At 67.4% G+C, this 25,469-nt stretch carries 25 protein-coding genes; 17 read left to right on the top strand and 8 right to left on the bottom strand.

The window, feature by feature from the left end:
• Nucleotides 1–9 precede the first annotated feature (9 nt).
• Nucleotides 10–1,149 (top strand): rod shape-determining protein RodA, encoded by a 1,140-nt coding sequence (gene rodA / locus ACZ2G3_RS02390; RefSeq protein WP_470397420.1) that lies wholly within the window; start codon nucleotides 10–12, stop codon nucleotides 1,147–1,149.
• Nucleotides 1,130–2,062 carry an NAD(P)-dependent oxidoreductase gene (locus ACZ2G3_RS02395; protein WP_470397422.1) on the top strand — a complete coding sequence of 311 codons (933 nt, stop codon included), beginning with the start codon at nucleotides 1,130–1,132 and terminating at the stop codon, nucleotides 2,060–2,062. Before rodA ends, ACZ2G3_RS02395 begins: the two co-directional genes overlap by 20 nt.
• An 18-nt stretch (nucleotides 2,063–2,080) precedes the next feature.
• On the opposite strand, the gene ACZ2G3_RS02400 is transcribed toward ACZ2G3_RS02395, so the two are convergent.
• The 4 genes from ACZ2G3_RS02400 to folK form a co-directional block, all read right to left on the bottom strand.
• Nucleotides 2,081–2,755 (bottom strand): DUF2062 domain-containing protein, encoded by a 675-nt coding sequence (locus ACZ2G3_RS02400; protein ID WP_419270148.1) that lies wholly within the window; start codon nucleotides 2,753–2,755, stop codon nucleotides 2,081–2,083.
• 39 nt (nucleotides 2,756–2,794) lie between these two features.
• Nucleotides 2,795–4,909: a RelA/SpoT family protein gene (locus ACZ2G3_RS02405; RefSeq protein WP_470397424.1), complete on the bottom strand. Its 2,115-nt coding sequence runs from the start codon at nucleotides 4,907–4,909 to the stop codon at nucleotides 2,795–2,797.
• A 45-nt stretch (nucleotides 4,910–4,954) separates the two neighbouring features.
• Nucleotides 4,955–5,311: a DNA-directed RNA polymerase subunit omega gene (rpoZ, locus tag ACZ2G3_RS02410; RefSeq protein WP_111299747.1), complete on the bottom strand. Its 357-nt coding sequence runs from the start codon at nucleotides 5,309–5,311 to the stop codon at nucleotides 4,955–4,957.
• A 71-nt stretch (nucleotides 5,312–5,382) separates the two neighbouring features.
• Entirely contained in the window at nucleotides 5,383–5,982 is a 600-nt protein-coding gene (gene folK, locus ACZ2G3_RS02415; RefSeq protein WP_419270152.1) for a 2-amino-4-hydroxy-6-hydroxymethyldihydropteridine diphosphokinase, read from the bottom strand.
• Between the two features lie 109 nt (nucleotides 5,983–6,091).
• Here folK and ACZ2G3_RS02420 point away from each other — a divergent pair, with 109 nt between their 5' ends.
• From ACZ2G3_RS02420 to ACZ2G3_RS02430, 3 genes are all read left to right on the top strand, one after another.
• Nucleotides 6,092–6,643, top strand: a complete 552-nt coding sequence (locus tag ACZ2G3_RS02420; RefSeq protein WP_419270154.1) for a LabA-like NYN domain-containing protein — start codon at nucleotides 6,092–6,094, stop codon at nucleotides 6,641–6,643.
• A gap of 41 nt (nucleotides 6,644–6,684) precedes the next feature.
• Nucleotides 6,685–7,857 (top strand): MFS transporter, encoded by a 1,173-nt coding sequence (locus ACZ2G3_RS02425; RefSeq protein WP_470399023.1) that lies wholly within the window; start codon nucleotides 6,685–6,687, stop codon nucleotides 7,855–7,857.
• A 438-nt stretch (nucleotides 7,858–8,295) separates the two neighbouring features.
• Nucleotides 8,296–10,320: a catalase gene (locus ACZ2G3_RS02430; RefSeq protein WP_470397427.1), complete on the top strand. Its 2,025-nt coding sequence runs from the start codon at nucleotides 8,296–8,298 to the stop codon at nucleotides 10,318–10,320.
• Nucleotides 10,321–10,402: 82 nt separating this feature from the next.
• On the opposite strand, the gene rocF is transcribed toward ACZ2G3_RS02430, so the two are convergent.
• Nucleotides 10,403–11,326, bottom strand: coding sequence for an arginase (gene rocF, locus ACZ2G3_RS02435; protein ID WP_470397428.1), 924 nt, complete (start codon nucleotides 11,324–11,326; stop codon nucleotides 10,403–10,405).
• A gap of 191 nt (nucleotides 11,327–11,517) precedes the next feature.
• The gene (gene metG / locus ACZ2G3_RS02440) at nucleotides 11,518–13,236 is read right to left on the bottom strand and encodes a methionine--tRNA ligase (RefSeq protein ID WP_470397430.1); all 1,719 of its coding nucleotides are present in this window, start codon (nucleotides 13,234–13,236) and stop codon (nucleotides 11,518–11,520) included.
• Nucleotides 13,237–13,568: 332 nt separating this feature from the next.
• Between metG and ACZ2G3_RS02445 the strand changes: the two genes are divergently transcribed.
• Nucleotides 13,569–13,727 (top strand): hypothetical protein, encoded by a 159-nt coding sequence (locus ACZ2G3_RS02445; protein WP_470397432.1) that lies wholly within the window; start codon nucleotides 13,569–13,571, stop codon nucleotides 13,725–13,727.
• 83 nt (nucleotides 13,728–13,810) lie between these two features.
• Here the strand turns inward: ACZ2G3_RS02445 and ACZ2G3_RS02450 are convergent, their stop codons facing one another.
• A complete protein-coding gene (locus ACZ2G3_RS02450; protein WP_470397434.1) occupies nucleotides 13,811–14,425 on the bottom strand; it encodes a GcrA family cell cycle regulator in 615 nt (204 codons plus the stop codon).
• Nucleotides 14,426–14,542: 117 nt separating this feature from the next.
• Between ACZ2G3_RS02450 and ACZ2G3_RS02455 the strand changes: the two genes are divergently transcribed.
• The 5 genes from ACZ2G3_RS02455 (at nucleotide 14,543) to ACZ2G3_RS02475 (ending at nucleotide 20,310) form a co-directional block, all read left to right on the top strand.
• Entirely contained in the window at nucleotides 14,543–15,385 is an 843-nt protein-coding gene (locus ACZ2G3_RS02455; protein WP_470397436.1) for an ABC transporter permease, read from the top strand.
• Nucleotides 15,386–15,528: 143 nt separating this feature from the next.
• Nucleotides 15,529–16,701, top strand: coding sequence for an acetylornithine transaminase (locus ACZ2G3_RS02460; protein WP_470397437.1), 1,173 nt, complete (start codon nucleotides 15,529–15,531; stop codon nucleotides 16,699–16,701).
• Nucleotides 16,691–17,170: a GNAT family N-acetyltransferase gene (locus tag ACZ2G3_RS02465; protein ID WP_470397439.1), complete on the top strand. Its 480-nt coding sequence runs from the start codon at nucleotides 16,691–16,693 to the stop codon at nucleotides 17,168–17,170. The genes ACZ2G3_RS02460 and ACZ2G3_RS02465 overlap by 11 nt, the downstream gene beginning before the upstream one ends.
• 100 nt (nucleotides 17,171–17,270) lie before the next feature.
• Nucleotides 17,271–18,197: an ornithine carbamoyltransferase gene (gene argF, locus ACZ2G3_RS02470; RefSeq protein WP_419270172.1), complete on the top strand. Its 927-nt coding sequence runs from the start codon at nucleotides 17,271–17,273 to the stop codon at nucleotides 18,195–18,197.
• Between the two features lie 121 nt (nucleotides 18,198–18,318).
• The gene (locus ACZ2G3_RS02475) at nucleotides 18,319–20,310 is read left to right on the top strand and encodes a PhoX family protein (RefSeq protein ID WP_470397440.1); all 1,992 of its coding nucleotides are present in this window, start codon (nucleotides 18,319–18,321) and stop codon (nucleotides 20,308–20,310) included.
• Between the two features lie 94 nt (nucleotides 20,311–20,404).
• Here ACZ2G3_RS02475 and ACZ2G3_RS02480 read toward each other — a convergent pair whose 3' ends face one another.
• On the bottom strand, nucleotides 20,405–22,000 hold the full coding sequence (locus ACZ2G3_RS02480) for a phosphoenolpyruvate carboxykinase (RefSeq protein WP_470397442.1): 1,596 nt from the start codon (nucleotides 21,998–22,000) through the stop codon (nucleotides 20,405–20,407).
• A 214-nt stretch (nucleotides 22,001–22,214) separates the two neighbouring features.
• Here ACZ2G3_RS02480 and ACZ2G3_RS02485 point away from each other — a divergent pair, with 214 nt between their 5' ends.
• From ACZ2G3_RS02485 to ACZ2G3_RS02510, 6 genes are all read left to right on the top strand, one after another.
• Complete coding sequence (locus ACZ2G3_RS02485; RefSeq protein WP_419270178.1) at nucleotides 22,215–22,628, top strand: HPr kinase/phosphorylase; 414 nt, start codon at nucleotides 22,215–22,217, stop codon at nucleotides 22,626–22,628.
• A 33-nt stretch (nucleotides 22,629–22,661) separates the two neighbouring features.
• Nucleotides 22,662–23,627: an RNase adapter RapZ gene (gene rapZ / locus ACZ2G3_RS02490; RefSeq protein ID WP_470397444.1), complete on the top strand. Its 966-nt coding sequence runs from the start codon at nucleotides 22,662–22,664 to the stop codon at nucleotides 23,625–23,627.
• A gap of 31 nt (nucleotides 23,628–23,658) precedes the next feature.
• A complete protein-coding gene (locus ACZ2G3_RS02495; protein WP_111299734.1) occupies nucleotides 23,659–24,081 on the top strand; it encodes a PTS sugar transporter subunit IIA domain-containing protein in 423 nt (140 codons plus the stop codon).
• Nucleotides 24,078–24,356 carry an HPr family phosphocarrier protein gene (locus ACZ2G3_RS02500; RefSeq protein ID WP_419270183.1) on the top strand — a complete coding sequence of 93 codons (279 nt, stop codon included), beginning with the start codon at nucleotides 24,078–24,080 and terminating at the stop codon, nucleotides 24,354–24,356. The genes ACZ2G3_RS02495 and ACZ2G3_RS02500 overlap by 4 nt, the downstream gene beginning before the upstream one ends.
• Nucleotides 24,356–24,970, top strand: coding sequence for a TetR/AcrR family transcriptional regulator (locus tag ACZ2G3_RS02505; RefSeq protein WP_470397446.1), 615 nt, complete (start codon nucleotides 24,356–24,358; stop codon nucleotides 24,968–24,970). The genes ACZ2G3_RS02500 and ACZ2G3_RS02505 overlap by 1 nt, the downstream gene beginning before the upstream one ends.
• Nucleotides 24,971–25,053: 83 nt before the next feature.
• Complete coding sequence (locus tag ACZ2G3_RS02510; RefSeq protein ID WP_470397448.1) at nucleotides 25,054–25,455, top strand: DUF2852 domain-containing protein; 402 nt, start codon at nucleotides 25,054–25,056, stop codon at nucleotides 25,453–25,455.
• Nucleotides 25,456–25,469 lie beyond the last annotated feature (14 nt).

A 25,469-nucleotide genomic window follows, 5' to 3' on the forward strand; every position in this document is an offset into this window, starting at 1 on the left:
GGTCGCCCGATGTCCTATCTCGACTATCAGGTGGCCCAGGTCCCCACCGGCTTGCGCAAGATCCTGCACATCAACTGGCCGCTGGTGATCCTGGTGGCGGCGGTCTGCTGCATCGGCTTCCTGATGCTCTACTCGGTCGCCGGCGGCCGGATGGACACCTGGGCCGAGCCGCAGATGTACCGCTTTGCCATCGGCATGGTCATCATGCTGGGCCTGGCCTTCGTGCCGATGTGGTTCTGGCGCGGCATCTCGGGGGCGGCCTATGTGGTCTGCTTCCTGATGCTGATCGCCGTGGACCTGTTCGGGACGATCGGCATGGGCGCGCAGCGCTGGATCGACTTTGGCCCCGTGCGGGTGCAGCCGTCCGAGCTGATGAAGATCGCGCTGGTCCTGCTGCTGGCGGCTTATTACGACTGGCTGCCCCTGAACCGGGTGTCCCGGCCGATCTGGGTGCTGATCCCGGTCGTCCTGATCGTGGCGCCGACGGCCCTTGTGCTGATCCAGCCCGATCTGGGAACCTCGATCATGCTGATCGCGGGCGGCGGCATCGTGATGTTCGCGGCCGGCGTGTCGCTGTGGTATTTCGGCGTGGTGATTGGCATGGGCGTCGGGCTGATCGCGGCGGTGATGAAAAGCCGCGGCACCGACTGGCAGCTGCTCAAGGACTACCAGTTCCGCCGCATCGACACCTTCCTGGACCCCTCGGCCGATCCCCTGGGGGCGGGCTACAACATCATCCAGAGCCAGATCGCGCTTGGATCGGGGGGGTGGTCGGGGCGCGGCTTCATGCAGGGGTCGCAGTCGCGGCTGAACTTCCTGCCGGAAAAGCACACCGACTTCATCTTCACGGTCCTGTCCGAGGAATTCGGCTTCATCGGCGCCTTTTCCCTGCTGATGCTCTACATGCTGATCGTGGGCTTCTGCCTGCATTCGGCGCTGACCAACCGCGACCGCTTTGCCAGCCTGATCACCATCGGCATCAGCGGCACGTTCTTTCTGTATTTCGCGATCAACATGGCGACCGTGATGGGGCTGCTGCCGGCCAAGGGCTCGCCGCTGCCGCTGGTCAGCTACGGGGGGACCTCGCTGATGATCCTGATGCTGGGCTTTGGCCTGGTGCAGGCAGCCCATGTCCACAGGCCGAGGTGAGGCGATGGAGGTCCGCTTTTCCGCATCCCCCTCCGCTTGGGGCGAATGGGCCCCCGCGCTGCGCGCGGCTCTGCCCGAAATGCGTCTGGAGCAGGAGGGGCCGCCCGACAGCTTCGACGCCATCATCTATGCGCCCGGCGGCGACATCGACGATTTTGCCCCCTATGCCAAGGCTCGGCTGGTCCAGAGCCTTTGGGCGGGGGTGGAGCGGATCGTGACGAACCGGACGCTGACCCAGCCCTTGGCGCGGATGGTCGATCCGGGCCTGCGCCAAGGCATGGCCGAATATTGCACGGGCTGGGCCCTGCGTGCGCATCTGGCTATGGACCGGCATGCCCAGGACGGCGTCTGGCGCAACGATCAGGTGCCGCCGCTGGCCTCGGACCGTCCGGTCGCGGTCCTGGGGATGGGGGAACTGGGCCGGGCGGCGGCGCGGATGCTGGGCGGGATCGGCTTTCCGGTCACCGGCGTCAGCGCCTCGGGGCGCGCGGTGGCGGGGGTCGATGTCCGGCCCATCGACCAGCTGGACCGGGTTCTGGGCCGGGCGCAGATCCTGATCTGCCTGCTGCCGGACACGCCGCAGACCCGCAACCTGCTGGACGCGCGCCGGCTTGCGCTGCTGCCGCAGGGGGCGTGGATCATCAATCCGGGGCGCGGGACGCTGATCGATGAGCAGGCGCTGTTGCAGGCGCTGGATCGTGGCCGCTCTGCCCATGCGGTTCTGGATGTCTTCCGGACCGAGCCGCTGCCGGCGGAGCATGCCTTCTGGCATCATCCGGCCGTCACCGTCACCCCGCATATCGCCGCCGCAACCCGTGCCGCGACCGCCGCACCGGTCGTGGCCGAGAACCTGCGGCGCGCGATGGACGGGCGTCCGCTGCTGCACCTGGTGGATCGCGCCAAGGGTTACTGACGCAGCCCGCCGGTCCGCTCAGAGAGGCCGGTGTCCCGCGTCGTCCTCGGCCGCCTTTCGCGCGTCGGCCAGTTGCCGGGCGCGGCCCGAGGCGCGCGCGATCCGGTCCGCCATCTTCTTTTCGCGGCGGCGCTGATAGGCGCGGAAGATCGGGACCGTCAGGTAATGGGTCGCCACCGAGACGAGCAGCCCCAGGATCGAGCCGCCCACCATGTAGGGCCAGAAGATCTGGAAGAAGAAATCGGCCAGGTGGTCCCAATGGGCGACTTCGGGGCCGAAGACGGACTGGATGTTGTGCCACAATTCGCCCGTGGCGCGGGAAAATTCGCGAAAGATGAAATGCGGCGACAGTTCTCCGCGCAGGCCTAGGATCTCGCGTCCGAGGCCGGTCGAGACCAGCGCGATGAAGGGCAGGGTGACCGGGTTGCCCACGAAGGTCGCCAGCAGCGCGGCCAGGACATTGCCGCGGATGATCCAGGCCACCGCCGCCCCCGACAGGAAGTGGAACCCGAAGAGCGGCGTGAAGGACACGAAGACCCCCGCCGCCACGCCCCGGCCGATGCGGTGCGGCTGGTCGGGCAGGCGGCGCAGGCGGTGCATCACATAGGTGCTGGCGCGCCGCCAGCCGCCGCGCGGATAGATCATCTCGCTGGCAATCTGCCCATAGCTGCGGGGCTTGCGGCGTTTGAACACGGGGATGCACCTGATCTGTGGCGGCCGCGCGGGCGGGCCTTAGGGTTTCAGCGCCGGGTCCCGGATGCGGGCGACCTGCGCCACGTCGCTTTCCGCTTCCAGGGCGGTCAGCAGGTTGTGCAGATGTTCATGGTCGCGCAGCTCGACCTCGACCTCGATCCGGTAGAAGTCGGGCTTGCGCTCGATGAACTCGAGATTCGAGATATTCGCCCCCTGCGCGCCGATCAAGGTGCAGATGCGTCCCAGCACGCCGGCATCATGGCGGATCGTCAAATTCAACACGGTGGAATAGGCTGCGGGATGCCGCCCGTCGCGCCATTGCAGGTCGACCCACCGGTCGGGGCTATCCTCGAACTCGGCCAGGACCGGGCAGTCGATGGCATGGATGACCACCCCCGCGCCGCGATAGGTGATGCCCACGATGCGCTCCCCCGGCAGCGGGTTGCAGCAGGGCGCCCGCTTGAAGTGGGCGTCTGCCTCCAGGCCCGCAAAGGGGCGCTTGCCGTCGATCTCGTCCTGGTGGTCGGCCAGCTCGGGGTAGAGGACGCCGAGGACCTCCTTGGCGGAATTCTCGGCGCTGCCGATGCGGGCCAACAGCTCCTCGGCCGAGGGCAGGCCCATCTGCCTGGCCGCCGTGCGCAGCGCCTTGTCGGTAGCCTTGCGGCCGACATGTTCAAAGCTGACGCGCACCAGTTCGCGCCCAAGGCGGATGAAGCGGTCGCGGTCCTCCTCGCGCAGGGACCGCCGGATCGCGGCCTTGGCGCGGCCCGTGACCACGATATCCAGCCATGTCGCCTGAGGGCGCTGGCCCGAGGCGGCGATGATCTCGACCGACTGGCCATTCTTCAGCCGCGTCCACAGCGGCACGCGGATGCCGTCGATCTTGGCGCCGACGCAGGAATTTCCCAGCCGCGTGTGGATGGCATAGGCGAAATCGACGGGGGATGCCCCGCGCGGCAGCTGCAGCACGTCGCCCTTGGGGCTGAAGCAGAAGACCTGGTCCTGGTACATCTCCAGCTTGACGTGTTCCAGGAACTCGTTGTGGTCCTCGGTGTCGAAACGGTCGGTCAGCTGGGCGATCCATTCGGCCGGATCGACCGCAAAGGGGTTCTTGGTCCGCACGCCGTCGCGATAGGCCCAATGCGCGGCCACGCCGGCCTCGGCGACCTCGTGCATCTGGCGGGTGCGGATCTGCACCTCGACCCGCTTGCCGTCGCGCCCCGACACCGTGGTGTGGATCGAGCGGTAGCCGTTCGATTTCGGCTGGCTGATGTAATCCTTGAACCGGCCCGGCACGGCGCGCCAGCGGTGATGGATGATGCCAAGCGCGCGATAGCAGTCCATCTCGGTCGCGGTGATGATGCGGAAGCCATAGATGTCGGACAGCCGCGAAAAGGCCAGCTGCTTTTCCTGCATCTTGCGCCAGACGCTGAAGGGCTTCTTGGCGCGCCCGAAGACGGTCGCCTCGATCCCCTCCTTTTCCAGCTCGGTGCGGATGTCGGCGGTGATCTGGCCGATGATGTCGCCGCTGTCGCGCTGCAGGCTGACAAAGCGCCGGATGATCGAATTGCGCGCCTCGGGATTGATGACCTTGAAGGCCAGGTCCTCCAGCTCCTCGCGCATCCATTGCATGCCCATGCGGCCGGCCAGCGGCGCATAGATGTCCATCGTCTCGCGGGCCTTCTTGACCTGCTTTTCCGGGCGCATGGACCGGATCGTGCGCATGTTGTGCAACCGGTCGGCCAGCTTGACCAGGATCACCCGCATGTCGCGGGACATGGCCATGAACAGCTTGCGAAAGTTCTCGGCCTGCTTGGACTGGGCGCTGGACAGTTCCAGGTTGGTCAGCTTGGTCACGCCATCGACCAGCTCCGCGATCTCGGGACTGAACATCGCGGCGACCTCGTCCTTGGTCGAACGCGTGTCCTCGATCGTGTCATGCAGCAGGGCGGTGACGATCGTGGCGTCGTCCAGCCGCATCTCGGTCAGGATGGCGGCCACGGCGATGGGATGGGTGAAATAGGGCTCGCCCGAATGGCGGAACTGGCCCTCGTGCATCCGCATCCCGTATTCATAGGCATCGCGGATCAGGGTGGCATTGCTGCGCGGGTTGTAGTTGCGCACCAGCGCCAGGAGGTCTTCGACGTCAATCATGATGCTGCCGAAGACCTCTGCTTGCAGGCTTGTTCGTCCGTGGTATCAGCCGCGCTGGTTGGCTTCCAGCATCATGCGCAGCATGCGCTCCTCGGATTCCTCGTCGGCGGGCTTGGGACGGTCCACCTCGGCGCCCAGAAGCAGCGCCATGGCGTCTTCCTCGGGCTCGTCGACCTCGATCTGGGTCTGGGTGGATTCGATCATCCGCTCGCGCAGATCATCGACGGGCTGGGTTTCCTCCGCGATCTCGCGCAGGGCGACGACCGGGTTCTTGTCATTGTCGCGATCGACCGTCGGCGCACTGCCGGCGGTGATTTCGCGGGCGCGATGCGAGGCAAGCATCACCAGATCAAAGCGGTTGGGAACCTTGTCGACGCAGTCTTCAACCGTTACGCGGGCCATGAATCACCTGTGCATTTGCGAATCGGACATTCGGGGCGAAAACGGACTAGTGGTCAGCATCGGGCCGCTTGTCAAGGAAAACCCGGCAGATCACCCAGGTCCAGCGGCGTCATTCCGGCCAAGGCATCCGGGCCAAGATCCGCCAGCATCGCCGCAACGCTGCGCCCGGTCAGAGGATGGCGCCAGTCCGGCGCGACCTCCGCTAGGGGGGCCAGCACGAAGCCGCGGTCCTGCATCCGCGGATGGGGCAGGATCAGCTGCTCCGGCGTCCGGCTTTGCTGCTGGTCGAAGGGCAGGTCGGTCCAGTGACGCAGCGTCACGGCATCGGGCAGGATCAGCTGGTCCAAGGCGATCAGGTCCAGGTCCAGAACCCGCGACGACCAGCGCCCGGTGCTGCGGTCGCGCCCGTGATCGGCCTCGATCCGGTGCAGGCGCGCGAGCAGGTCCGGCGCGTCCAGATCGGTGCTGATCAAGGCCACGGCATTGGCGTAATCCGGCCCAGATCCGGCCGGGACGGCGGGAGTCTGCCAAAAGCGGCTGGTGGCCGTGATTGAAACGCCCGGTTCGGCATGCAGTATGCCCAACGTCTCGCGAAGCGTCGTCCACAGATCCCGCTGCGACAGCGGAAGGTTGGCGCCCAGGGCAACGATACCAAAAGACAGGTTAACCACGCTTTCCTCTTTGTCCTACAGCTAAAGTATACGGACTCGTCTCGAACAGGCCCCTCACCCTGTTCCGATACGCGCCTGGAGAGAGCAAGTCCCATCAAAGGCAACCACAATGTTTTATAAAGACGATCGATTGGCCCTATTCATTGACGGAGCCAACTTGTACGCGGCTGCCAAATCCCTTGGGTTCGACATTGACTACAAGCTGCTTCGCCAGGAATTCGACCGGCGCGGCAAGCTGATGCGCGCCTATTACTACACCGCGCTGCTGGAGGGCGAGGAATATTCCCCGATCCGGCCGCTGGTCGACTGGCTGCATTACAACGGGTTTTGCGTGGTCACCAAGCCCGCCCGGGAATATACCGATGCCATCGGGCGCCGAAAGATCAAGGGCAATATGGACATCGAACTGACCGTGGACGCGATGGAGCTGGCCCCCCGGCTGGACCATGCGGTGCTGTTCTCGGGCGACGGCGATTTCCGTCCGCTGGTCGAGGCGCTGCAGCGCCAGGGCGTCCGGGTCTCGGTCGTCTCGACCATCCGCAGCCAGCCGCCGATGATCGCCGACGACCTGCGCCGCCAGGCCGACAACTTCATCGAGCTCGACGCGCTGCGCGACATCATCGGCCGCCCCCCGCGCGAGCCGCAGCCGGTCGAGACCTGAGGACCGCGCCGGCCCCCGGCCGCTGGCGGGCGCTGGCGCTGATCTGCGCCGGCGTCGTCGGCGCCATGGCCTGCTGGTTCTCGACCACGGCCATCGGCCCGGACCTGGTCCGGGTCTGGGGCCTGACCCAGGGCCAGTCGGCCTGGCTGACCAATGCGGTGCAGGTCGGCTTTGTGCTGGGGGCGCTGGCGGCCTCGGCGGTCAACCTGCCGGACATCCTGCCCATGACTCGGCTGATCACCTGGGCTGCGGCGCTGGCGGCGCTGGCCAATGCGGCGGTGCTGCTGCAGCCGGGCTTCGCGGGCCTGCTGCTGGCGCGGCTGGCGACGGGCGTGGCGCTGGCCGGGGTCTATCCCCCGGCGCTGAAGCTGATGGCCACTTGGTTCGTGACCGGGCGCGGCCTGGCCATGGGCCTGCTGGTCGGCGCACTGACGCTTGGATCCGCAGCGCCGCATCTGCTGCGCGCGCTTGGCGGCGGGCTGGACTGGCGGCTGGTGGTGGCGGGGGCCAGCGCCGGGGCGCTGACCTCGGCCCTGATCTTCGGGCTGGCGGTGCGGGAGGGCCCGCACGGATTTGCCCGCGCCAGCTTCGATCCGCGCCAGACTTGGGCGGTGCTGCGCGACCGGCCGCTGCGCCTGGCCAGCCTGGGCTATTTCGGCCACATGTGGGAGCTTTACGCCATGTGGGCTTGGTTTCTGGCCTTTGCGTTGGCGGCGGGGCAGGCGCGGGCGCTGCCCTTCGGCAATGCCTCGGTCCTGACCTTTGTCGTCATCGCCTCGGGGGTTCTGGGTTGCGCGCTTGGGGGGTGGCTGTCGGATCGGTTGGGGCGCTGCTGGACCACGGCGGGCATGATGGCGGTCTCGGGCGCCTGCGCGGCGCTGATCGGCCTGGCCTGGGGCGGACCGGCCTGGGTCCTGGCCCTGATCGCCGTCGTCTGGGGCATCAGCATCATCGGCGACAGCGCCCAGTTCTCGGCCGCCGTGTCCGAGCTGTCGGACCCCCGCCTGGTCGGCACCGCGCTGACCCTGCAACTGGCCCTGGGCTTTGCGCTGACCGTGCTGGCGATCTGGATGCTGCCGCATGTGGCGGCGCTGCTGGGGGGCTGGCGGTGGGCGTTCCTGGCCCTGGTGCCGGGCCCGATCCTGGGGGCATGGGCGATGCTGCGGCTGCGGCGCCTGCCGCAGGCCGCGCGCCTGGCGGGCGGGCGGCGCTGAGGGGGGTGGTGCGGACGGCGGGACTTGAACCCGCACTTCCATCCGGAAAACAGATTTTCGTACCACTTCGACTTTCGCCGCCGCCCGGCCGGGCGTTCGTGGTCTGGACTATCCCTTCGCCATGGCCCCCAAGGGCTTTAGGCGCCGCCCGTCTAGTCTCTACACCTTCCCCCGCAGGGGCTTGGCTCGGGATTGGCACGGGCCCGAAGGCCCCCAGCTTTCCCCGAATTTGAGCGGTTCTGCACCTGCGGTTTCCCGCCGGGCACTCCAAATTTAAAGTCTGCTGCGTCTACCGATTTCGCCACGTCCGCGGCACCCCGGGATGCATATTGCAGGCCCTGAAGCCCGGGGCAAGCATCTCGGGCCGTTGCCGGGACAAAAGGCGGAACTGGTTCTTCTTCCGCTGGTTGTCTGGGACACCGGAAACAGGAGGACAGCATGTCCCGGATCAGCCAGACGCAGGGCGAAGGCGGCGAACTGCACCAGCGCGGCGGAGAGACCCTGACCACGAACCAGGGAATTCCCGTCTCGGACAACCAGAACAGCCTCAAGGCAGGAGCGCGCGGGCCGACGCTGCTGGAGGATTTCGTCCTGCGCGAGAAGATCTTTCACTTCGACCACGAGCGCATCCCGGAGCGGATCGTCCATGCGCGCGGGTCCGGGGCACATGGCTATTTCGAATGCACCGATCCGATCCCCGAACTGACCCGCGCCGGGCTGTTGTCGAAGGCGGGCCGGGTGCCGGTCTTTGCCCGCTTTTCCACCGTGGCCGGCGGCGCCGGAAGCGTCGACACGCCGCGCGACGTGCGCGGCTTTGCGGTCAAGTTCTATACCGAGGAAGGCAACTGGGACCTGGTCGGCAATGACATCCCGGTCTTCTTCATCCAGGATGCGATCAAGTTTCCCGACCTGATCCATGCCGTGAAGATGGAGGCCGATCGCGGCTATCCCCAGGCCGCCAGCGCCCATGACACCTTCTGGGATTTCGTGTCGCTGATGCCGGAATCGATGCACATGATCATGTGGGCGATGTCCGACCGCGGCATCCCGCGCAGCCTGCGCATGATCGAGGGCTTTGGCATTCACACCTTCCGGCTGGTGAACGCGGAGGGCAGATCCACCTTCGTCAAGTTCCACTGGAAGCCGCGCCTTGGCCTGCAGAGCCAGGTCTGGAACGAGGCCGTCAAGACGGCGGGCGCCAACCAGGATTACCATCGCCAGGACCTCTGGGAGGCGATCGAGGCAGGCGATCATCCCGAATGGGACCTGGGCATCCAGACATTCGACGCGGAATGGGCAGCGCGCCAGCCCTATGACGTGCTGGACGCGACCAAGCTGATCCCGGAGGAGGACATTCCGGTCCGCATCGTCGGCCGCATGGTGCTGGACCGCAACCCCGACAACTTCTTTGCCGAGACCGAGCAGGTGGCCTTCTGCCCGGCCAATATCGTGCCCGGCATTGATTTTACCGACGACCCGCTGCTGCAGGGGCGGCTGTTCAGCTATCTGGACACGCAGAAGTCGCGGCTTGGCACGGCGAACTTCCACCAGCTGCCGATCAACGCGCCCAAATGCCCGATGCACAACTTTCAGCGCGACGGCATGATGCAGATGGCCGTGCCCAAGGGGCGCGCCAACTATGAGCCCAATAGCCTGGACGAGGCGGGAGAGGATGCGGGCCCCCGCGCGGTCGATCACGGCTTTGCCACAGTCAAGTCGATGACGGATCTGGGCAACCAGCCCGACCAGAAGCTGCGCGTCCGGCCCGAGCTGTTCGGCGACCACTACAGCCAAGGGCGGATGTTCTATCGCAGCCAGACCGAGGTCGAGCAGCGCCATATCGCGGATGCCCTCACCTTCGAGCTGTCCAAGGTGGGCCTGGGCCACGTGATCCAGCGTGTGCTGGGACATCTGCGGGTGGTCGACGAGGACTTGGCCGAGATGGTCGCCGAAGGCCTGGCCGAGGACCTGCCCGATGCCGCCACGCCCTTCCGCGAGCCGGTGGACATGGCGCCTTCGGACGCGCTGTCGATCGCGAAGAGCGCGAAATACACGCTGAAGGGCCGCAAGGTCGGCATCCTGATCGGCGATGGCGGGGACCGGTCCAAGGTCGAGGCGCTGACGGCGGCGATCGAGGCCGAAGGCGGCACTGTCGCCCTGATCGCGAAGGAGCGCGGCAAGGCCGAGGCGCAGCTGGCGGGATCGCCCTCGGTCCTGTTCGACGCGGTGGCGCTGGTGATCTCGGCCGAGGACGCGGCCAAGCTGTCCAAGTACAAGCCGGCCATCGATTTCGTCTCGGACGCATTCGCGCATATGAAGGCGATCGGCGCGGATGAGAACGCCACCGCCCTGCTGATGGCGGCGGGAGTCGAGAAGGACGAGGGTGTGCCGGGGCTGGCGCCCGAGGCATTCGTCAAGGCGGCATGCCGGCGGTATTACGCCCGCGAGGCAAAGCTCTGGTGAAAACGGTGCCGGGGGCTTTGCGCCCCCGGACCCCCGCGGGGTTAATTCCCAGAAGAAGACGGGCGTCGGTGCCTGGCGCCCGTCAGCCGTAGCTGCGGGTCGGGCGGTCAAAGACCTTTCGGCCCATGAGGCTGCCCACCAGGTCCACCATCAGCTTGGCCGTCCGGCCGCGTTCGTCCAGGAACGGGTTCAACTCGACCAGATCGAGCGATGTGACCAGACCCGATTCGTGCAGCAGTTCCATGACCAGATGCGCCTCGCGGAAGGTGGCGCCGCCGGGAACGGTGGTGCCCACCGCGGGCGCGATCGAGGGGTCGAGGAAATCGACGTCCAGGCTGACATGCAGCAGCCCGTCTGCGGCCCGCACCCGGTCCAGGAAGGCCCGCAGCGGCGCGACGATGCCCTGTTCGTCCAGCACCCGCATGTCGTTCACGGTGATCTCGGTCGGCTGCATCGCGGCCAGTTCGGCGGGATCGACGCTGCGGATGCCGAACATGCAGATGTTCTCCCCCGGGATCGGGGCGGGGAAGGGCGGGAAGGGGTCAAAGCCCGGCAGTCCGCTGGCATAGGCCATGGGCGTTCCATGCAGGTTGCCCGAGGTGGTCGAGGCCACCGTGTGGAAGTCGCTGTGCGCGTCCAGCCAGATCACGAATTGCGGCCGGCCGATGCGTGCGGCATGGCGGGCGACGCCGGCCACCGTGCCCAAGGCGAGCGAATGATCCCCGCCCATGATGATCGGCAGGCCATGGGGCAGCGCGGCCTGGGTCGCCTCGGACAGGGCCTCGGTCCAGGCGATGGTTTCGGGCAGGTGGTGGACAGCCGGGTTGTCGCAGGCGTGCTGGCCCAAGTGGGCGGGGGTGACATCGCCGCGATCCTCGACGCTGTGGCCAAGCGTGCTGAGCGTGCCGGCAATGCCCGCCGTGCGATAGGCCGCGGGCCCCATCAGGCAGCCGGGACGGCGCTGCCCCTCGTCCACGGGGGCTCCGATCAGGATGCAATGGGTCATCCGCGTCTCCGTCTTTCCTTGTCGGCCCGACTAAACCCGGCCGAGGGGGGAAAGTCCACCGGCCGATCCGGCGACGGGCGCGAGGTACCTGGGGTCCGCAGCCAGAGGGGAAAGCCACTTGCCTGGGTCACGTGCCGGCCATGGCGCCGGCGAACGGGGGCGGCAAGAGGGGCCGCCGTCCCCGATGGGCTTCAGGCGCGGGTGCCGCTGAAGCGCTCTTCCCATGCGGTCCGGCTGTCGTCGTCGATCTTGGCGAAGAGAACTTCGGGGACGGCGAAGGCGTGGCCTGCGGACAGGGCGGACAGGGCCGCGGCGACATCCGCGGGCCAAGGCGCGTCGGTCACGGCCATCGCCTCCAGCATGGTGCGCGAGGCGAAGGGGATGAAGGGCGCCGAAAGGATGGCATAGAGGCGGACCAGGTTCAGGCCCATGCGCACCTGCATGGCCGCGCGCTCCGGGTCGGTCTTGAAGACCGTCCAGGGTGCGGCGGATTGCAGGTATTCGTTGCCCAGGACCCAGATGGCGCGCAGTTCGGAGGCGGCCTTGCGGACTTCCATCGCCTCCATGTTGCCTTCATAGGCGCGGATGCGGGTGGTCAGTGCCTCGGTCAGGGCCTGTTCCTCGGGGCCGTAGGCGGGGGCGTCGGGGACGACCTCGCCGAACTTGCTGCGGCAGAACTTGGTGATGCGGCTGACGAAGTTGCCCAGCACATCGGCCAGGTCCTTGTTCACCGATTGCTGGAAATTCTCCCAGGTGAACTCGCTGTCGCCGGATTCGGGGGCGTGGGACAAGAGCCACCAGCGCCAGTAGTCGGCCGGCAGGATGTCCAGCGCGTGGTCCATGAAGACGCCGCGGCCCTGCGACGTGCTGAACTGTCCGCCCTGATAATTCAGGTAGTTGAAGGACTTGATGTAGTCGACCATCTTCCACGGCTCGCCCGAGCCGATCAGGGTCGCGGGGAAGGACAGGGTATGGAAGGGCACATTGTCCTTGCCCATGAACTGGGTATAGGTCACGTCCCCGGCGCCTTCGTCCAGGCGCCACCAGCGGCGCCAGGCGGCCTCGTCCAGACCGCCCGCGTCGGCCCATTCGGCGGTGGCCGCGATATATTCGATGGGCGCGTCGAACCAGACGTAGAAGACCTTGCCCTCCATCCCCGGCCAGGGGGCATCGCCGCGTTTCACAGGCACGCCCCAGTCCAGGTCGCGGGTGATGCCGCGGTCCTGCAGCCCGTCACCGTCGTTCAGCCATTTGCGGGCGATGGATGTGGTCAGGATCGGCCAGTCGGCCTTGGCGTCGATCCAGGCGGCGATCTCGTCCTTGAGCTCGGACTGGCGCAGGTAGAGGTGCTTGGTCTCGCGCACCTCAAGGTCGGTCGAGCCGGAAATGGCGCTGCGCGGGTCGATCAGGTCGGTCGGGTCCAGCTGTTTCGTGCAGTTCTCGCACTGGTCGCCGCGGGCCTTGTCATAGCCGCAATTGGGGCAGGTGCCCTCGATGTAGCGGTCGGGCAGGAAACGGCCATCGGCATGGGAATAGACCTGCTTTTCAACGACCTCGCGGATATAGCCCTGATCGGCCAGGCGGCCTGCGAAATGCTGGGTCAGGGTGCGGTTGCGGTCGCTGGAGGAGCGGCCGTAATGGTCGAAGGAGAGGCCGAAGCCCTGGGCCAGGCGCGCCTGTTCGGCATGCATCCGGGCGCAGTAATCGGCCACGGCCTCGCCCGTCTTGGCGGCGGCCAGTTCGGCGGGGGTGCCGTGTTCGTCGGTCGCGCAGATGAACATCACCTCGTGGCCCCGCGCCCGCAGATAGCGCGCATAAAGGTCGGCCGGCAGCTGGGAACCGACGAGGTTCCCCAGATGCTTGATGCCGTTGATATAGGGCAGGGCGGAGGTGATGAGGTGGCGGGCCATGGCATGCGTCCTTTCGGGGTCGCGCATCTCTAGCCCTGTTGCGCGGGGTTGGAAAGTCTGGCGCGCGTTGCAGGGCCGGTGCGCGCAACGGTCGGCGACTGGGGCGGGGTCGGGGCCAGCAAAGGCTGGCCGAAGGGGGGCGCACGGGGCGGGCACCGGGGAGGCACGGGGCGTACACCGCGCGTACACCGCTTGCGGCCCCTCTGTTAACGGATCGTCAAGGGATGCGGCAAGGGGCGGGACGGGCCGCGGGCGGAACCCTGGCCGCCCATGAGGGTTGTGTCCGGAATTCCCCTCACCCCGAAAGCGAGAATGACATGAAGAACCCATGGATGAGCGCCTGGCGGTCGGCTGCCAACAGCATGACCGGCGCGGCGCGCGGACAGATGATGTCCGAGATGAACAAGACCCAGACCCAGATGATGCAGGAATGGCAGAAGGCCTGGACCGATGCCTGGATGGGGATGTGGTTCCCCGGCAACCGGCGGTGACGCCGGGCACCGGCCCCGAGGACGCGAAAGGCCGCCCGAAGGGGCGGTCTTTGTCATGCCCGGAGGCTGGTCTGGCGAAAAGGTCAGCGACGACGGTCGCGGCGCGAGCTCATCGGTTGGAAGGCGACGCCGACATGCGCCTCGCAATAGGGTTTGCCCGCGACCGAAGGCAGGCCGCAGAACCAGAACTTGTCGGTGGCCGGGTCGCCGATGGGCCATTTGCAGGTCCGCTCGGTCAGTTCCATCAGGGTCAGCTTGCGGGCGCGCTTTTCGACCTCGCGGACCGAGGCCAGCGCCTCGGGCGAGATCTCGTTGGCCGAGGGCTGCGGCGGCAGGGGCTGGCCCGCGGGCACGATCGGGCGACGCGGGACGGGGGTGAAGGTCGGCTGCACGGCGGCGGGCTCGATCGGCTCGGGCTCGGGCAGGCGTTCGGCGGGCTGGGGCGCGGGGGCGGCGCTGGCCGCGGCCGGCTGGGGCGCGGGCTTGGGGGCCTTCTTCTCGGCCACGGGTTCGGGGGCGGGCTGGGGCGCGGGTGCGGCCTCGACCTCGTCGTTGCGGTTCGACAGGCCCAGGCGGTGGACCTTGCCGATGACCGCGTTGCGGGTCACCCCGCCCAGTTCCTTGGCGATGGCGCTGGCCGACTGACCCTCGGACCACATGCGCTTCAGCGTCTCGACACGTTCATCCGTCCAGGACATGGCTGCCTTTCCGGGCGGGTCTGACCTGCCGCCCCATCTTGAAACCTTCGATTGGTCCCGTCAGAAACGGGATGCCGAGATTTAGCCGCCGAAGCGCAGAAATTCAAGGACCGCCAGATGACCTTCCGGACGATCGCCGAACCCGCCCCCGCAGAGAGGGTCCCGGACCGGCCCATGGGCGTGCGCCGCTTTGGCCGCGTCAACTGGCTGGGACTGCGGACCCTGGCCACGCGCGAGGTCATGCGCTTCATGGCGGTGTGGCAGCAGACGATTTTTGCGCCGCTGATGACGGCGGGCCTGTTCGTGGTGGTTTTCGCGCTGGCGCTGGGCCAGGGACGGGGCGAGATCATGGGCCTGCCCTACCTGGTCTTCCTGGGCCCGGGCATCCTGATGATGACGGTGATCCAGAACGCCTTTGCCAATACGTCCAGTTCCATCACCGCGGCCAAGGTGCAGGGCAATATCGTCGACACGCTGATGCCGCCCCTGTCGGGGGGCGAATTGCTGGCCGGTTACCTGAGCGGGTCGGTGGTGCGGGCGGGGCTGGTGGCCACGGTGATCGGCACCGGGATGGTGCTGGTGACCGGGCGCGGCATCGTCCATCCGCTGTGGGCGCTGGGATTCGTGCTGCTGGCGGCGCTGCTGATGGGGGGGCTGGGGATTCTGGCCGGGATCATGGCGCAGAAGTTCGACCAGATGGCGGCGATCACCAATTTCATCATCACGCCGCTGAGTTTCCTGTCGGGCACCTTCTATTCGGTCGATGCGCTGCCCGAGCCCTTCAACACGCTGTCGCACTGGAACCCGGTCTTTTACCTGATCGACGGGGCGCGATACGGCGTCACCGGGGTCAGCGACGCGCCGCCGCTGCGCGGTTTCCTGATCTGCGGGGCGGTGGTCGTGCTGGTCCTGGCGCTGGCGCTGCGCTGGCTGAAAACCGGCTATCGGATGAAAGCGTGATTGCGCCAAGGGGGCGTTGGCGCTATGGCGTTGGGCATGATCGCCCGGACCGCCCTTCGTGCCCGTCCCCGACGTTGACGTTCCGTCACCGTCCGATCCTGCCCGCCCTTCACATCCTGTTCTGACATTTCGGGGAATCCGCCATGATTTCGCACGTCCTGCCGACCTATAATCGCGCACCCCTGGCCTTTGAACGTGGCGAGGGGGCCTGGGCCCTGACCGCCGACGGAACGCGATACCTGGACCTGGGCGCGGGCATCGCGGTCAATGTGCTGGGACATGCCAATCCCGATCTGGTGGCCGCGCTGACGGCGCAGGCGGAGCGCATCTGGCATGTGTCGAACCTGTACCAGATCCCCGAGCAGGAGCGGCTGGCCGATCTGCTGGTCGATGCCACCTTTGCCGACACGGTGTTCTTTACCAATTCGGGCACTGAGGCGGCCGAACTGGCGATCAAGATGATCCGCAAGCATTGGCACCATGCAGGCGACCCCGAGCGGATCGAGATCCTGACCTTCGAGGGCGCCTTTCACGGGCGGTCGACCGGGGCCATCGCGGCATCCGGGGCCGAGAAGATGGTCAAGGGATTCGGCCCGCTGATGCCGGGGTTCCGCGTGCTGCCCTTTGGCGATCACGAGGCGCTGAAGGCGGCCGTCAGCGAGCGCACCGCCGCGATCCTGGTCGAGCCGGTGCAGGGCGAGGGGGGCATCCGCCCGCTGCCCGATGTCTGCCTGCAGGGGCTGCGCGAGCTGTGCGACCGGACCGGCGCGCTGCTGGTGCTGGACGAGGTGCAATGCGGCATGGGCCGGACGGGGCGGCTGTTCGCACATGAATACGCGGGGATCACGCCCGACATCATGATGGTCGCCAAGGGCATCGGCGGGGGCTTTCCGCTGGGCGCGGTGCTGGCCACCGAAGCCGCCGCGGCGGGCATGGTGGCGGGTACGCATGGGTCGACCTATGGCGGCAATCCGCTGGCCTGCGCGGTGGGCGCGCGGGTGATGGAGATCGTGGCCGATCCGGCGTTCCTGGCCGAGGTGAACCGCAAGGGCGCGCTGTTCCGCCAGAAGCTGGAGGGGCTGGTCGCGGCCCATCCGCAGGTCTTTGAGGGCGTCCGCGGGCAGGGGCTGATGCTGGGGCTGAAATGCCGCGTGGCGCCTGCGGATCTGGTCAAGGCGGGCTATGCCCAGCGGGTCCTGACCGTGCCCGCGGCGGATGACACGCTGCGGCTGCTGCCGCCGCTGAACATCGCCGATGAGGAGATCGCCGAGGCGGTGGCGCGGCTGGACCGGGCGGCGGCCAGCCTTGCCGCCTGAGATCGGGTTCCGGCCCGTCACGGCGGGGGACCTGCCGATGCTGGCCGGCTGGCTGGCGCGGCCCGAGGTCGCCCGCTGGTGGCCGGACCCCCGGCATCAGCTGGGCCTGCTGCGCGAGGATCTGGACGAGGCTGCGATGACGCAGCTGATCGCGATGGAGGGGGAGGTGCCGCTGGGATATGCGCAGCATTATCCCGCGCATCACTGGCCGGCGCCGCATTTTGCGGACCTGCCTGCCGATGCCATCGCGATCGACGTCTTTGGCGCGCCCGAGGGGATGGGCCGGGGCGGGGAGTGGCTGCGCGCGCTGGGCGACCTGCTGCTGGCGCGGGCCCCGGTTCTGGCGATCGATCCCGATCCGGGGAACCTGCGCGCGATCCGGGCCTATGAGAAGGCGGGATTTTCAGGCGAGCGGATCCTGCCCGACGGGGCGGGCCGGCCGGTCCGGGTGATGACGCGCCGACGATAACTGCATCCTTTCTGCCCAGAACCGCGAAGGGAGGCTGCGCCCCCTTGACCCCGCCGTGGCAAGCAGGCTTGCTTGGCCGATATCGCCGAAAGACAGACAGATGACCCATTTCCTGGATATCCACACCACCGACCGCGAGGCGCTGAGGTCGATCATCGACATGGCCCGCGCCATGAAGACCGCCCGCAACGACCGCCCCAAGGGCACGCCCGATGACGAACAGCCGCTGGCAGGGCGCATGGTGGCGCTGATCTTTGAAAAGCCCTCGACCCGGACGCGCGTCAGCTTTGACGTGGGCGTGCGCCAGATGGGCGGGCAGACGATGATCCTGTCCGGATCCGAGATGCAGCTGGGCCATGGCGAGACGATCGCCGACACCGCCCGCGTGCTGTCGCGCTATGTCGACCTGATCATGATCCGCACCTTCGAGGAGGCGACGCTGCTGGAGATGGCCGAGCATGCCACCGTGCCGGTCATCAACGGGCTGACCAACCGCACCCATCCCTGCCAGATCATGGCCGACGTGATGACCTTTGAGGAACATCGCGGTCCCATCGGCGACAAGAAGGTCGTCTGGTCGGGCGACGGCAACAATGTCTTTGCAAGCTTTGCCCATGCGGCGGGGCAGTTCGGGTTCGACCTGACCTTTACCGGGCCGCCGCCGCTGGACCCGGAACGCGCCTGCCTTGATTATGCCGCGGCGCAAGGGCGCCCGATCACCATCGAGCGCGATCCGCACAAGGCGGTGGTGGGCGCCGACCTGGTCGTGACCGACACCTGGGTCAGCATGCATGATCCGCAATCGGCCAAGGAGCGGCGCCACAACCAGTTGCGCGGATACCAGGTGAACGACGCGCTGATGGCGAAGGCCCGGCCTGACGCGCTGTTCATGCATTGCCTGCCCGCGCATCGCGACGACGAGGTCACCAGCGAGGTGATGGACGGTCCGCATTCGGTGATCTTTGACGAGGCCGAGAACCGGCTGCACGCGCAGAAGGCGATCATGCGGCACTGCCTGGGGCTGTGACTTCGCCCGCAGGTTGTCACGGAACCGTCGCGGGGCTGTGATGGCCCTGCCATGAAGAAGGTCTAAGCCGCGCTGAAGCCCCGCCCGACAGGCGGGGCATCCCATCAGCAAGGAGCGCGTCATGGACGACTTCCAGCCGGTTCGCGGCATTTTCCGGAACAGCCAGCTTGAGCGGGCCGACGGCCCCGGCCTGAACCCGACCCGCAACCAGACCATGGGCGAGATCATCGCCGTGCGTTTTTCGCGCCGCGGCTTCATGCGCGGCGCGATGGCGGTGACCGCCATTTCCGCCACGGTCAGCCCGATGGCGCTGATGTCGGCGGATGCCGCGCAGGTGAAGGGCCGGGTCGAGGGATCGGCCTTTGATTTTCCCGAGGTCACCGCCGGCGTCGATGCCGACCATCACGTGGCCGAGGGTTATGACGCCGATGTGCTGATCCGCTGGGGCGACAAGGTTCTGGCCGGCGCGCCCGAGTTCGACCCCGCGAACCAGTCCGAGGCCGCGCAGGAAAAGCAGTTTGGCTATAACAACGACTATGTGGGGTTTGTCCCGCTGGAGGGCGCCGAGGATCACGGCCTGCTGGTGGTGAACCACGAATACACCAACGAGGAGCTGATGTTCCCCGGCATCGTCACCATCGAGGCGGGCGAGGTCGTGGTGGCCCCGGCGACCGAGGCGCGCGTGAACGTCGAGATGGCCGCGCATGGCGGCACGATCATCGAGATCCGCCGCGAGAACGGCAAGTGGCGCGCCCTGCCCGAGGGCAGGATGAACCGCCGCATCACCGCCAAGACCCCGATGCAGCTGACCGGTCCCGCCGCCGGCCATGCGCGCCTGCAGACCAACGCGGACCCGTCGGGGCGCGAGGTGCTGGGCACGATCAACAACTGCGCCGGGGGCGTGACGCCCTGGGGCACCTACATCATGGCCGAGGAGAACTTTCACGGCTATTTCCTGGGCGAGCTGCCGCAGGGCCATGCCGAGGCCGCCAATTACGAGCGTCTGGGCGTGCCGGGCGGCAATTACGACTGGGGCCGCTTTCACGGCCGCTTTGACCTGGGGCAGGAGCCGAACGAGCCGAACCGTTTCGGCTGGGTGGTCGAGGTCGATCCGATGGACCCGAACGCGGTCCCCAAGAAGCGCACCGCCTTGGGTCGCTTCAAGCACGAGGGCGCGGAGAGCGCGCTGTCCAAGGACGGGCGCGTCGTCTTCTACCTGGGCGACGACGAGCGGTTCGACTATGTCTACAAGTTCGTGACGGCCGGGCGCTACAATCCCGACGACCGGGCGGCGAACATGGACCTGCTGGACGAGGGCACGCTGTATGTGGCGCGCTTTGACGAGGGGGGCGGCATGGAATGGCTGCCGCTGGTCCAGGGCGAGGGGCCGCTGACGGCCGGGAACGGCTTTGCCAGCCAGGCCGACGTGGTGATCGAGGCGCGGCGCGCCGCCGACCTGCTGGGCGCCACGCCCATGGACCGCCCCGAGGACGTGGAGCCGAACCCCGAGAACGGCCATGTCTATGTCATGCTGACCAACAACACCAAGCGGGAGGAGGCCAATGCCGCCAATCCCCGCACCGAGAACGCCTTTGGCCATATCATCGAGATCATCGAGGAGGGCGGCGATCTGGCCGCCACGCGCGGCACCTGGGAGATCCTGGTGAAGTGCGGCGATCCGTCGATTGCCGAGGTGGGGGCGACCTTCTCGACCGCGACGACCGAGAACGGCTGGTTCGGGATGCCCGACAACTGCGCCGTGGATGCGGATGGGCGGCTGTGGATCTCGACCGACGGCAATTCGCCCTCCGAGACCGGGCGCACGGACGGGCTCTGGGCGCTGGACACGGAAGGCGAGGCGCGCGGCACCTCGCGGCTGTTCTATCGGGTGCCGGTGGGGGCCGAGATGTGCGGGCCCTGCATGACGCCCGACATGGCGACCTTCTTCGTGGCGGTCCAGCATCCTGGCGATGGCGGCGACGACTGGGAGGAGTTCGGGCGGCCGTCCTATTACGAGGACCTGTCCACGCGCTGGCCGGATTTCCGCGACGACATGCCGACCCGGCCGTCGGTCGTGGCGATCACCAGGCAGGGCGGCGGGCGCATCGGCTGAGCGGCTGGTGGACGGGTTGCCTGAGGGCCGCCCGGCAAGACAGGAAAAGGCCGCGCAGGTTGCGCGGCCTTTTTTGGTTGAGGCGCGGTTCCGATCAGCCGATGGCGGCGGCGCGGACCTCGTCGTCGATGGCGTTTTCGTATTGCGCGAAGTTGTCGCAGAACATCTGGACCAGCTTGCGGGCCTGCGCGTCATAGGCGGCAGGGTCGGCCCAGGTCTGGCGCGGGTCCAGCAGCTTGTCCTCGACCCCCGGCACGCTGACCGGGACGTCGAAGCCGAAGTTCGGGTCGCGGCGGAACTGGACGTCGTTCAGGCTGCCGTCCAGCGCCGCGGCCAGAAGCGCGCGGGTCGCGGCGATCGGCATGCGGCGGCCGGTGCCGAAGGCCCCCCCGGTCCAGCCGGTGTTGACCAGCCAGCAGCTGGCGCCGTGCTGGGCGATCTTTTCCTGCAGGAGCTTGCCATAGACCTCGGGGCGGCGCGGCATGAAGGGGGCGCCGAAGCAGGTCGAGAAGGTCGGGGTCGGTTCGCTGACACCGACTTCGGTGCCCGGGGTCTTGGAGGTGAAGCCAGAGAGGAAGTGGTACATGGCCTGCGCCGGGGTCAGCCGCGCGATCGGCGGCAGCACGCCATAGGCGTCGCAGGTCAGCATGATCACGTTTTTCGGGTGGCCGCCGAGGCTGGTGGGCGAGGCGTTCGAGATCGCCTCCAGCGGATAGGCGCAGCGCATGTTGTCGGTGATCGAGTTGTCCTCGAAGTCGAGTTCCAGGCTGTCGGCGTCGAAGACCATGTTCTCGATCACGGTGCCGAAGCGCGAGGTGGTGGCGTGGATCTCGGGCTCGGCCTGGGCCGAAAGGTTGATCGTCTTGGCGTAGCAGCCGCCCTCGAAGTTGAAGATGCCGGTGTCGGACCAGCCGTGTTCGTCGTCACCAATCAGGACGCGCGAGGGATCGGCCGACAGGGTCGTCTTGCCGGTGCCCGAGAGGCCGAAGAAGACCGCGCTGTCGTCGGGATTGCCGGGCGCATGGTTGGCGCTGCAATGCATGGGCATGATGCCCTTTTCGGGCAGCAGGTAGTTCAGCAGCGTGAAGACGGATTTCTTGTTCTCGCCCGCATAGGCGGTGTTGGCGATCAGGATCAGCTTCTTGTCGAAGTTCATCGCGATCACGGTTTCCGAGCGGCAGCCGTGGCGTTCGGGATCGGCCTTGAAGGACGGGCAGTTGATGATCGTGAATTCGGGCGCGAAGGACGCCAGTTCCTCGGCCGCGGGGCGGCGCAGCAGGTGGCGGATGAAGAGGCCGTGCCAGGCCAGTTCGGTGACCACGCGCACGTCGAGGCGGTTGTCGGCATCGGCGCCGCCGAACAGGTCCTGCACGAAGTAGTCGCCGCCCTTCATATGCGCCAGCATATCGGCATGCAGGCGGTCAAAGGCCTCGGGCGCCATCGGCTTGTTGTTGTCCCACCAGATCGCGTCCTCGACCGACGGGGTGCGGACCACGAACTTGTCCTTGGGCGAGCGGCCGGTATGGGCGCCGGTCGAGACGAGGAAGCTGCCGCCCAGGCCCAGCTGGCCTTCGCCGCGGGCCACCGCCTCGGTCATCAGGGCCGGCTCCAGCAGGTTGTAATAAACCCGTCCCAGCCCCTCGATTCCCTGATCCTCAAGTCGGCAGTTGGGGTTTACACGCGTCGTCATTGTCGGTGGCTCCGTGGCTGGGGTGGGGCGGCTGCCCGTTCATTCGGCACTGGATCGGCTATAACACGGGCGTTCGGGCCGGAAACAAGACAGCGCAAACAGTTAGCGCTAACGTTGAATGTTATCGCAATCAGGCCAATTTGTGCGTCGGGCCCGGCGGGCATGGAGAGAAAATTAAGTCCTTCTGAGGCAGGATGAGGGGGAGGTGATTCGCATGATCCAGCTGCATGCCACGACGATCGCGCTGGAGGGGCAGGGATTGATGATCCTGGGTCCCTCGGGCAGCGGCAAGTCCAGCCTGGCGCTGGAGCTGATGGCGGTGGGGGCCGCGCTGGTCGCCGATGACCGCACGGACCTGCGCCTGTCGGCGGGGCGTCTGGTGGCCTCGGCGCCCCTGCCGCTGCTGGGGCGGATCGAGGCGCGGGGCGTCGGCATCCTGTCGGCGGCGGCGTCGCCGCCCGTGCCGGTGGCCTGGGCCTGCGACTTGGGGCAGGCCGAAGCGGACCGGCTGCCACAGCTGCGGCATCAGGAATGGCTGGGGGTCCGGGTTTCGCTTGTGCTGGGTCCCTATCGGCCGCATCTTTACGCTGCGCTGCGGCAGATGATGCTGGGACATCGCCTGGCCTAGCCGCCCGTCCGTCGTCGGAAACAAGGAGGTCGCATGCCCCATCCCGCCAAGGCAGAAGGTGACGCCGCCCGGGGCGTCCAGCGGCTGGTGCTGGTCACGGGCCCATCCGGCGCGGGCCGGTCCACGGCGATCAATGTGCTGGAGGACCTGGGTTATGAAGCCATCGACAACCTGCCGCTGTCGCTGATCCCGCGCCTGCTGGATGGCCCTGCGCGACCGATGCCGCTGGCCTTGGGGCTGGATGTGCGCAACCGGGATTTCTCGGCCTCGAACCTGATCGAGCTGATCGACCGGCTGACCCGCGCCCCGGAATACGCGCCCGAGGTGCTGTTCCTGGACTGCAGCGCCGATGTGCTGGTGCGCCGCTACAACGAGACGCGTCGCCGCCATCCGCTGACGCCCGACCAGGAGCCGATGGCGGGCGTGCAGGCCGAGGCGGACCTGCTGGCCCCAGTCCGGGTGCGCGCGGATGTGCTGATCGACACGACCGAATTGTCGCCCCACGACCTCAAGGCGGAACTGACCCGCGTCTTCGACCTGCGGCCGGATCACCGGCTGACGGTGTCGCTGCATTCCTTCAGCTACAAGCGCGGCGTGCCGCGCGGGCTGGACCTGATGTTCGACTGCCGGTTTCTGGCGAACCCGCATTGGGAGCCCCACCTGCGGCCGCTGGACGGGCGCGACGCGGCGGTCCAGGCCCATGTGAGCGCCGACCCGCGATTCGCCGACTTCCTCGACAAGACCCGCGATCTTGTCGAGTTCCTGCTGCCCGCCCATATGGAGGAGGGGAAGTCGCATCTGGCCATCGGCTTTGGCTGTACCGGAGGGCAACACCGTTCCGTCACTTTGGTGGAAAAGATGGCCGTTGCGCTTGCGGATGCTGGCTGGCCGGTGTCAATAAGACATAGGGAACTCGAGCGTCGGAGCACGGCGCTGCATTCTGGCGGGGATGCATCGCCCACGGGCGAGGCACGACCGGCGCAGAGGCAGGCGTCATGACGATGCGGGCTTTTGGACTTGGTGGAACGCGTTGATCGGAATAGTCATCGTAGCGCATGGCGGCTTGGCGCGGGAATACCTGTCCGCTGTCGAACATGTCGTGGGCCCGCAGGTGGGAATCGCTGCCGTCGCGATCGAGGATGATCACGACCGCGCGGCCAAGACCGCGGAAATCAAGGCGGCCGCGGATGCGGTCGATCTGGGCGACGGGGTGGTGCTGGTGACCGACCTGTTCGGCGGCTCGCCGTCGAACCTGTCGCTGCCGGCCTGCGCGGTGCAGGACCGGACCATCCTTTATGGCGCCAACCTGCCGATGCTGGTCAAGCTGGCCAAGTCGCGGCACCTGTCGGTCCGCGACGCGGTGGGCTTTGCCAAGGAGGCGGGGCGCAAGTACATCAACTCCTACAATGTGCCGGTCGAGGCCGTCCTGGATCGCGAAAGCCGCGCGCGATGAGCGGGGCGGTGACGCGCGATCTGTCGATCATCAACGTCAAGGGCCTGCACGCCCGCGCCAGCGCGAAATTCGTCGACGTGGTCGAGCGTTTCGACGCCCAGGCCCAGGTCGAAAAGGACGGCATGTCCGTGTCGGGCGATTCCATCATGGGCCTGCTGATGCTGACCGCCCCGCGCGGCAGCCAGATCCGGGTCACCACGACCGGCCCCCAAGCCGCGGCCCTGGCCGACGCGCTGGAGGCCCTTGTCGGGGACTTCTTCGGCGAAGGCATGTAGTGCCCGAGCGCAAGTCCTATCACCACGGCAACCTGCGTCAGGCGCTGGTCGAGGCCACGGCCGCGCTGATCGAGGAACAGGGGCCGCAGGCCTTTACCCTGACCGAGGCCGCGCGGCGCGCCGGCGTCTCGGCCGCGGCGCCCTATCGGCACTTCAAGGGCCGTGACGACCTGCTGGAAGAGGTGGCACGCCAGGGCTTTGTCGAATTCGCCGCCCGGCTGGAAACGGCCTTCGACGGGGGCCGCCCCCGGCCGCTGTCGGCCTTCCTGCGGATGGGGCAGGCTTATCTGGACTTCGCGTCGGACCGGCCCGGCTACTACATGGCCATGTTCGAATCCGGGATCTCGATCGCTGGAAATACCGACCTTGCGACTGCCTCGGGTCGTGCGCAGGGCGTGCTGGTTGCCGGGGCCGAGGCGCTGGCGGCACGCCTGCCGCCCGAAAGCCGCCCGCCATCGCGCATGGTGGCCAACCACATCTGGGCGCTGAGCCATGGCGTGGTCGAACTGTTCAGCCGCGGCAAGCCGGGCTGCCGCAGCCCCGTCGGCCCGTCCGAGATGCTGGAAAGCGGTGCGATCATCTATCTGCGCGGGCTGGGGCTGATCACCGACTGAATTTTTGCAATGGCGCTCTTGAAGGGGGCCGTGTCCTGCCCATTTATGTAAATGTGATTAACATTAACATTGGGAGACACCAGATGAACACTGCCCCTGAGCTGATTCGCCCAGCCCCCGTAGGCCCGCGTCTCGGCGAGGTTCTGGCCCGCGGGCGCGACTGGCTGGACCAGCGCGGACGTCTGGCCTGGATCGCCGCCATGGTCCTGGGCTTCATCGCCTTCTGGCCGGTGGGCCTGGCCCTTCTGTTCTACATGATCTGGAGCAAACGCATGTTCGGATGCAGCAAACGCAGCTATTCCCCGCGTCACGTGGCGCAGTCCACCGGCAACACGGCCTTCGACGCCTATCGCGAGCAGACGCTGAAGCGCCTGGAGGATGAGCACCGCGAGTTCATGGACTTTCTGGCCAAGCTGCGCGAGGCCAAGGACAAGGCCGAGTTCGACCAGTTCATGGAAAAGCGCGGCGACAAGGTCGACGCCTGATCCTTGCGCGGGGC

Source organism: Paracoccus sp. KKT209 (genome assembly GCF_055635455.1).

What these genes read in the sequence shown, in the direction of transcription:
- rodA (WP_470397420.1), top strand. Translation starts at nt 10, where the DNA reads ATGTCCTATCTCGACTATCAGGTGGCCCAGGTCCCCACCGGCTTGCGC.
- ACZ2G3_RS02395 (WP_470397422.1), top strand. Translation starts at nt 1,130, where the DNA reads ATGTCCACAGGCCGAGGTGAGGCGATGGAGGTCCGCTTTTCCGCATCC.
- ACZ2G3_RS02405 (WP_470397424.1), bottom strand. Translation starts at nt 4,909, where the DNA reads ATGATTGACGTCGAAGACCTCCTGGCGCTGGTGCGCAACTACAACCCG.
- rpoZ (WP_111299747.1), bottom strand. Translation starts at nt 5,311, where the DNA reads ATGGCCCGCGTAACGGTTGAAGACTGCGTCGACAAGGTTCCCAACCGC.
- ACZ2G3_RS02420 (WP_419270154.1), top strand. Translation starts at nt 6,092, where the DNA reads ATGTTTTATAAAGACGATCGATTGGCCCTATTCATTGACGGAGCCAAC.
- ACZ2G3_RS02430 (WP_470397427.1), top strand. Translation starts at nt 8,296, where the DNA reads ATGTCCCGGATCAGCCAGACGCAGGGCGAAGGCGGCGAACTGCACCAG.
- rocF (WP_470397428.1), bottom strand. Translation starts at nt 11,326, where the DNA reads ATGACCCATTGCATCCTGATCGGAGCCCCCGTGGACGAGGGGCAGCGC.
- metG (WP_470397430.1), bottom strand. Translation starts at nt 13,236, where the DNA reads ATGGCCCGCCACCTCATCACCTCCGCCCTGCCCTATATCAACGGCATC.
- ACZ2G3_RS02445 (WP_470397432.1), top strand. Translation starts at nt 13,569, where the DNA reads ATGAGCGCCTGGCGGTCGGCTGCCAACAGCATGACCGGCGCGGCGCGC.
- ACZ2G3_RS02450 (WP_470397434.1), bottom strand. Translation starts at nt 14,425, where the DNA reads ATGTCCTGGACGGATGAACGTGTCGAGACGCTGAAGCGCATGTGGTCC.
- ACZ2G3_RS02455 (WP_470397436.1), top strand. Translation starts at nt 14,543, where the DNA reads ATGACCTTCCGGACGATCGCCGAACCCGCCCCCGCAGAGAGGGTCCCG.
- ACZ2G3_RS02460 (WP_470397437.1), top strand. Translation starts at nt 15,529, where the DNA reads ATGATTTCGCACGTCCTGCCGACCTATAATCGCGCACCCCTGGCCTTT.
- argF (WP_419270172.1), top strand. Translation starts at nt 17,271, where the DNA reads ATGACCCATTTCCTGGATATCCACACCACCGACCGCGAGGCGCTGAGG.
- ACZ2G3_RS02475 (WP_470397440.1), top strand. Translation starts at nt 18,319, where the DNA reads ATGGACGACTTCCAGCCGGTTCGCGGCATTTTCCGGAACAGCCAGCTT.
- ACZ2G3_RS02480 (WP_470397442.1), bottom strand. Translation starts at nt 22,000, where the DNA reads ATGACGACGCGTGTAAACCCCAACTGCCGACTTGAGGATCAGGGAATC.
- ACZ2G3_RS02485 (WP_419270178.1), top strand. Translation starts at nt 22,215, where the DNA reads ATGATCCAGCTGCATGCCACGACGATCGCGCTGGAGGGGCAGGGATTG.
- rapZ (WP_470397444.1), top strand. Translation starts at nt 22,662, where the DNA reads ATGCCCCATCCCGCCAAGGCAGAAGGTGACGCCGCCCGGGGCGTCCAG.
- ACZ2G3_RS02500 (WP_419270183.1), top strand. Translation starts at nt 24,078, where the DNA reads ATGAGCGGGGCGGTGACGCGCGATCTGTCGATCATCAACGTCAAGGGC.
- ACZ2G3_RS02510 (WP_470397448.1), top strand. Translation starts at nt 25,054, where the DNA reads ATGAACACTGCCCCTGAGCTGATTCGCCCAGCCCCCGTAGGCCCGCGT.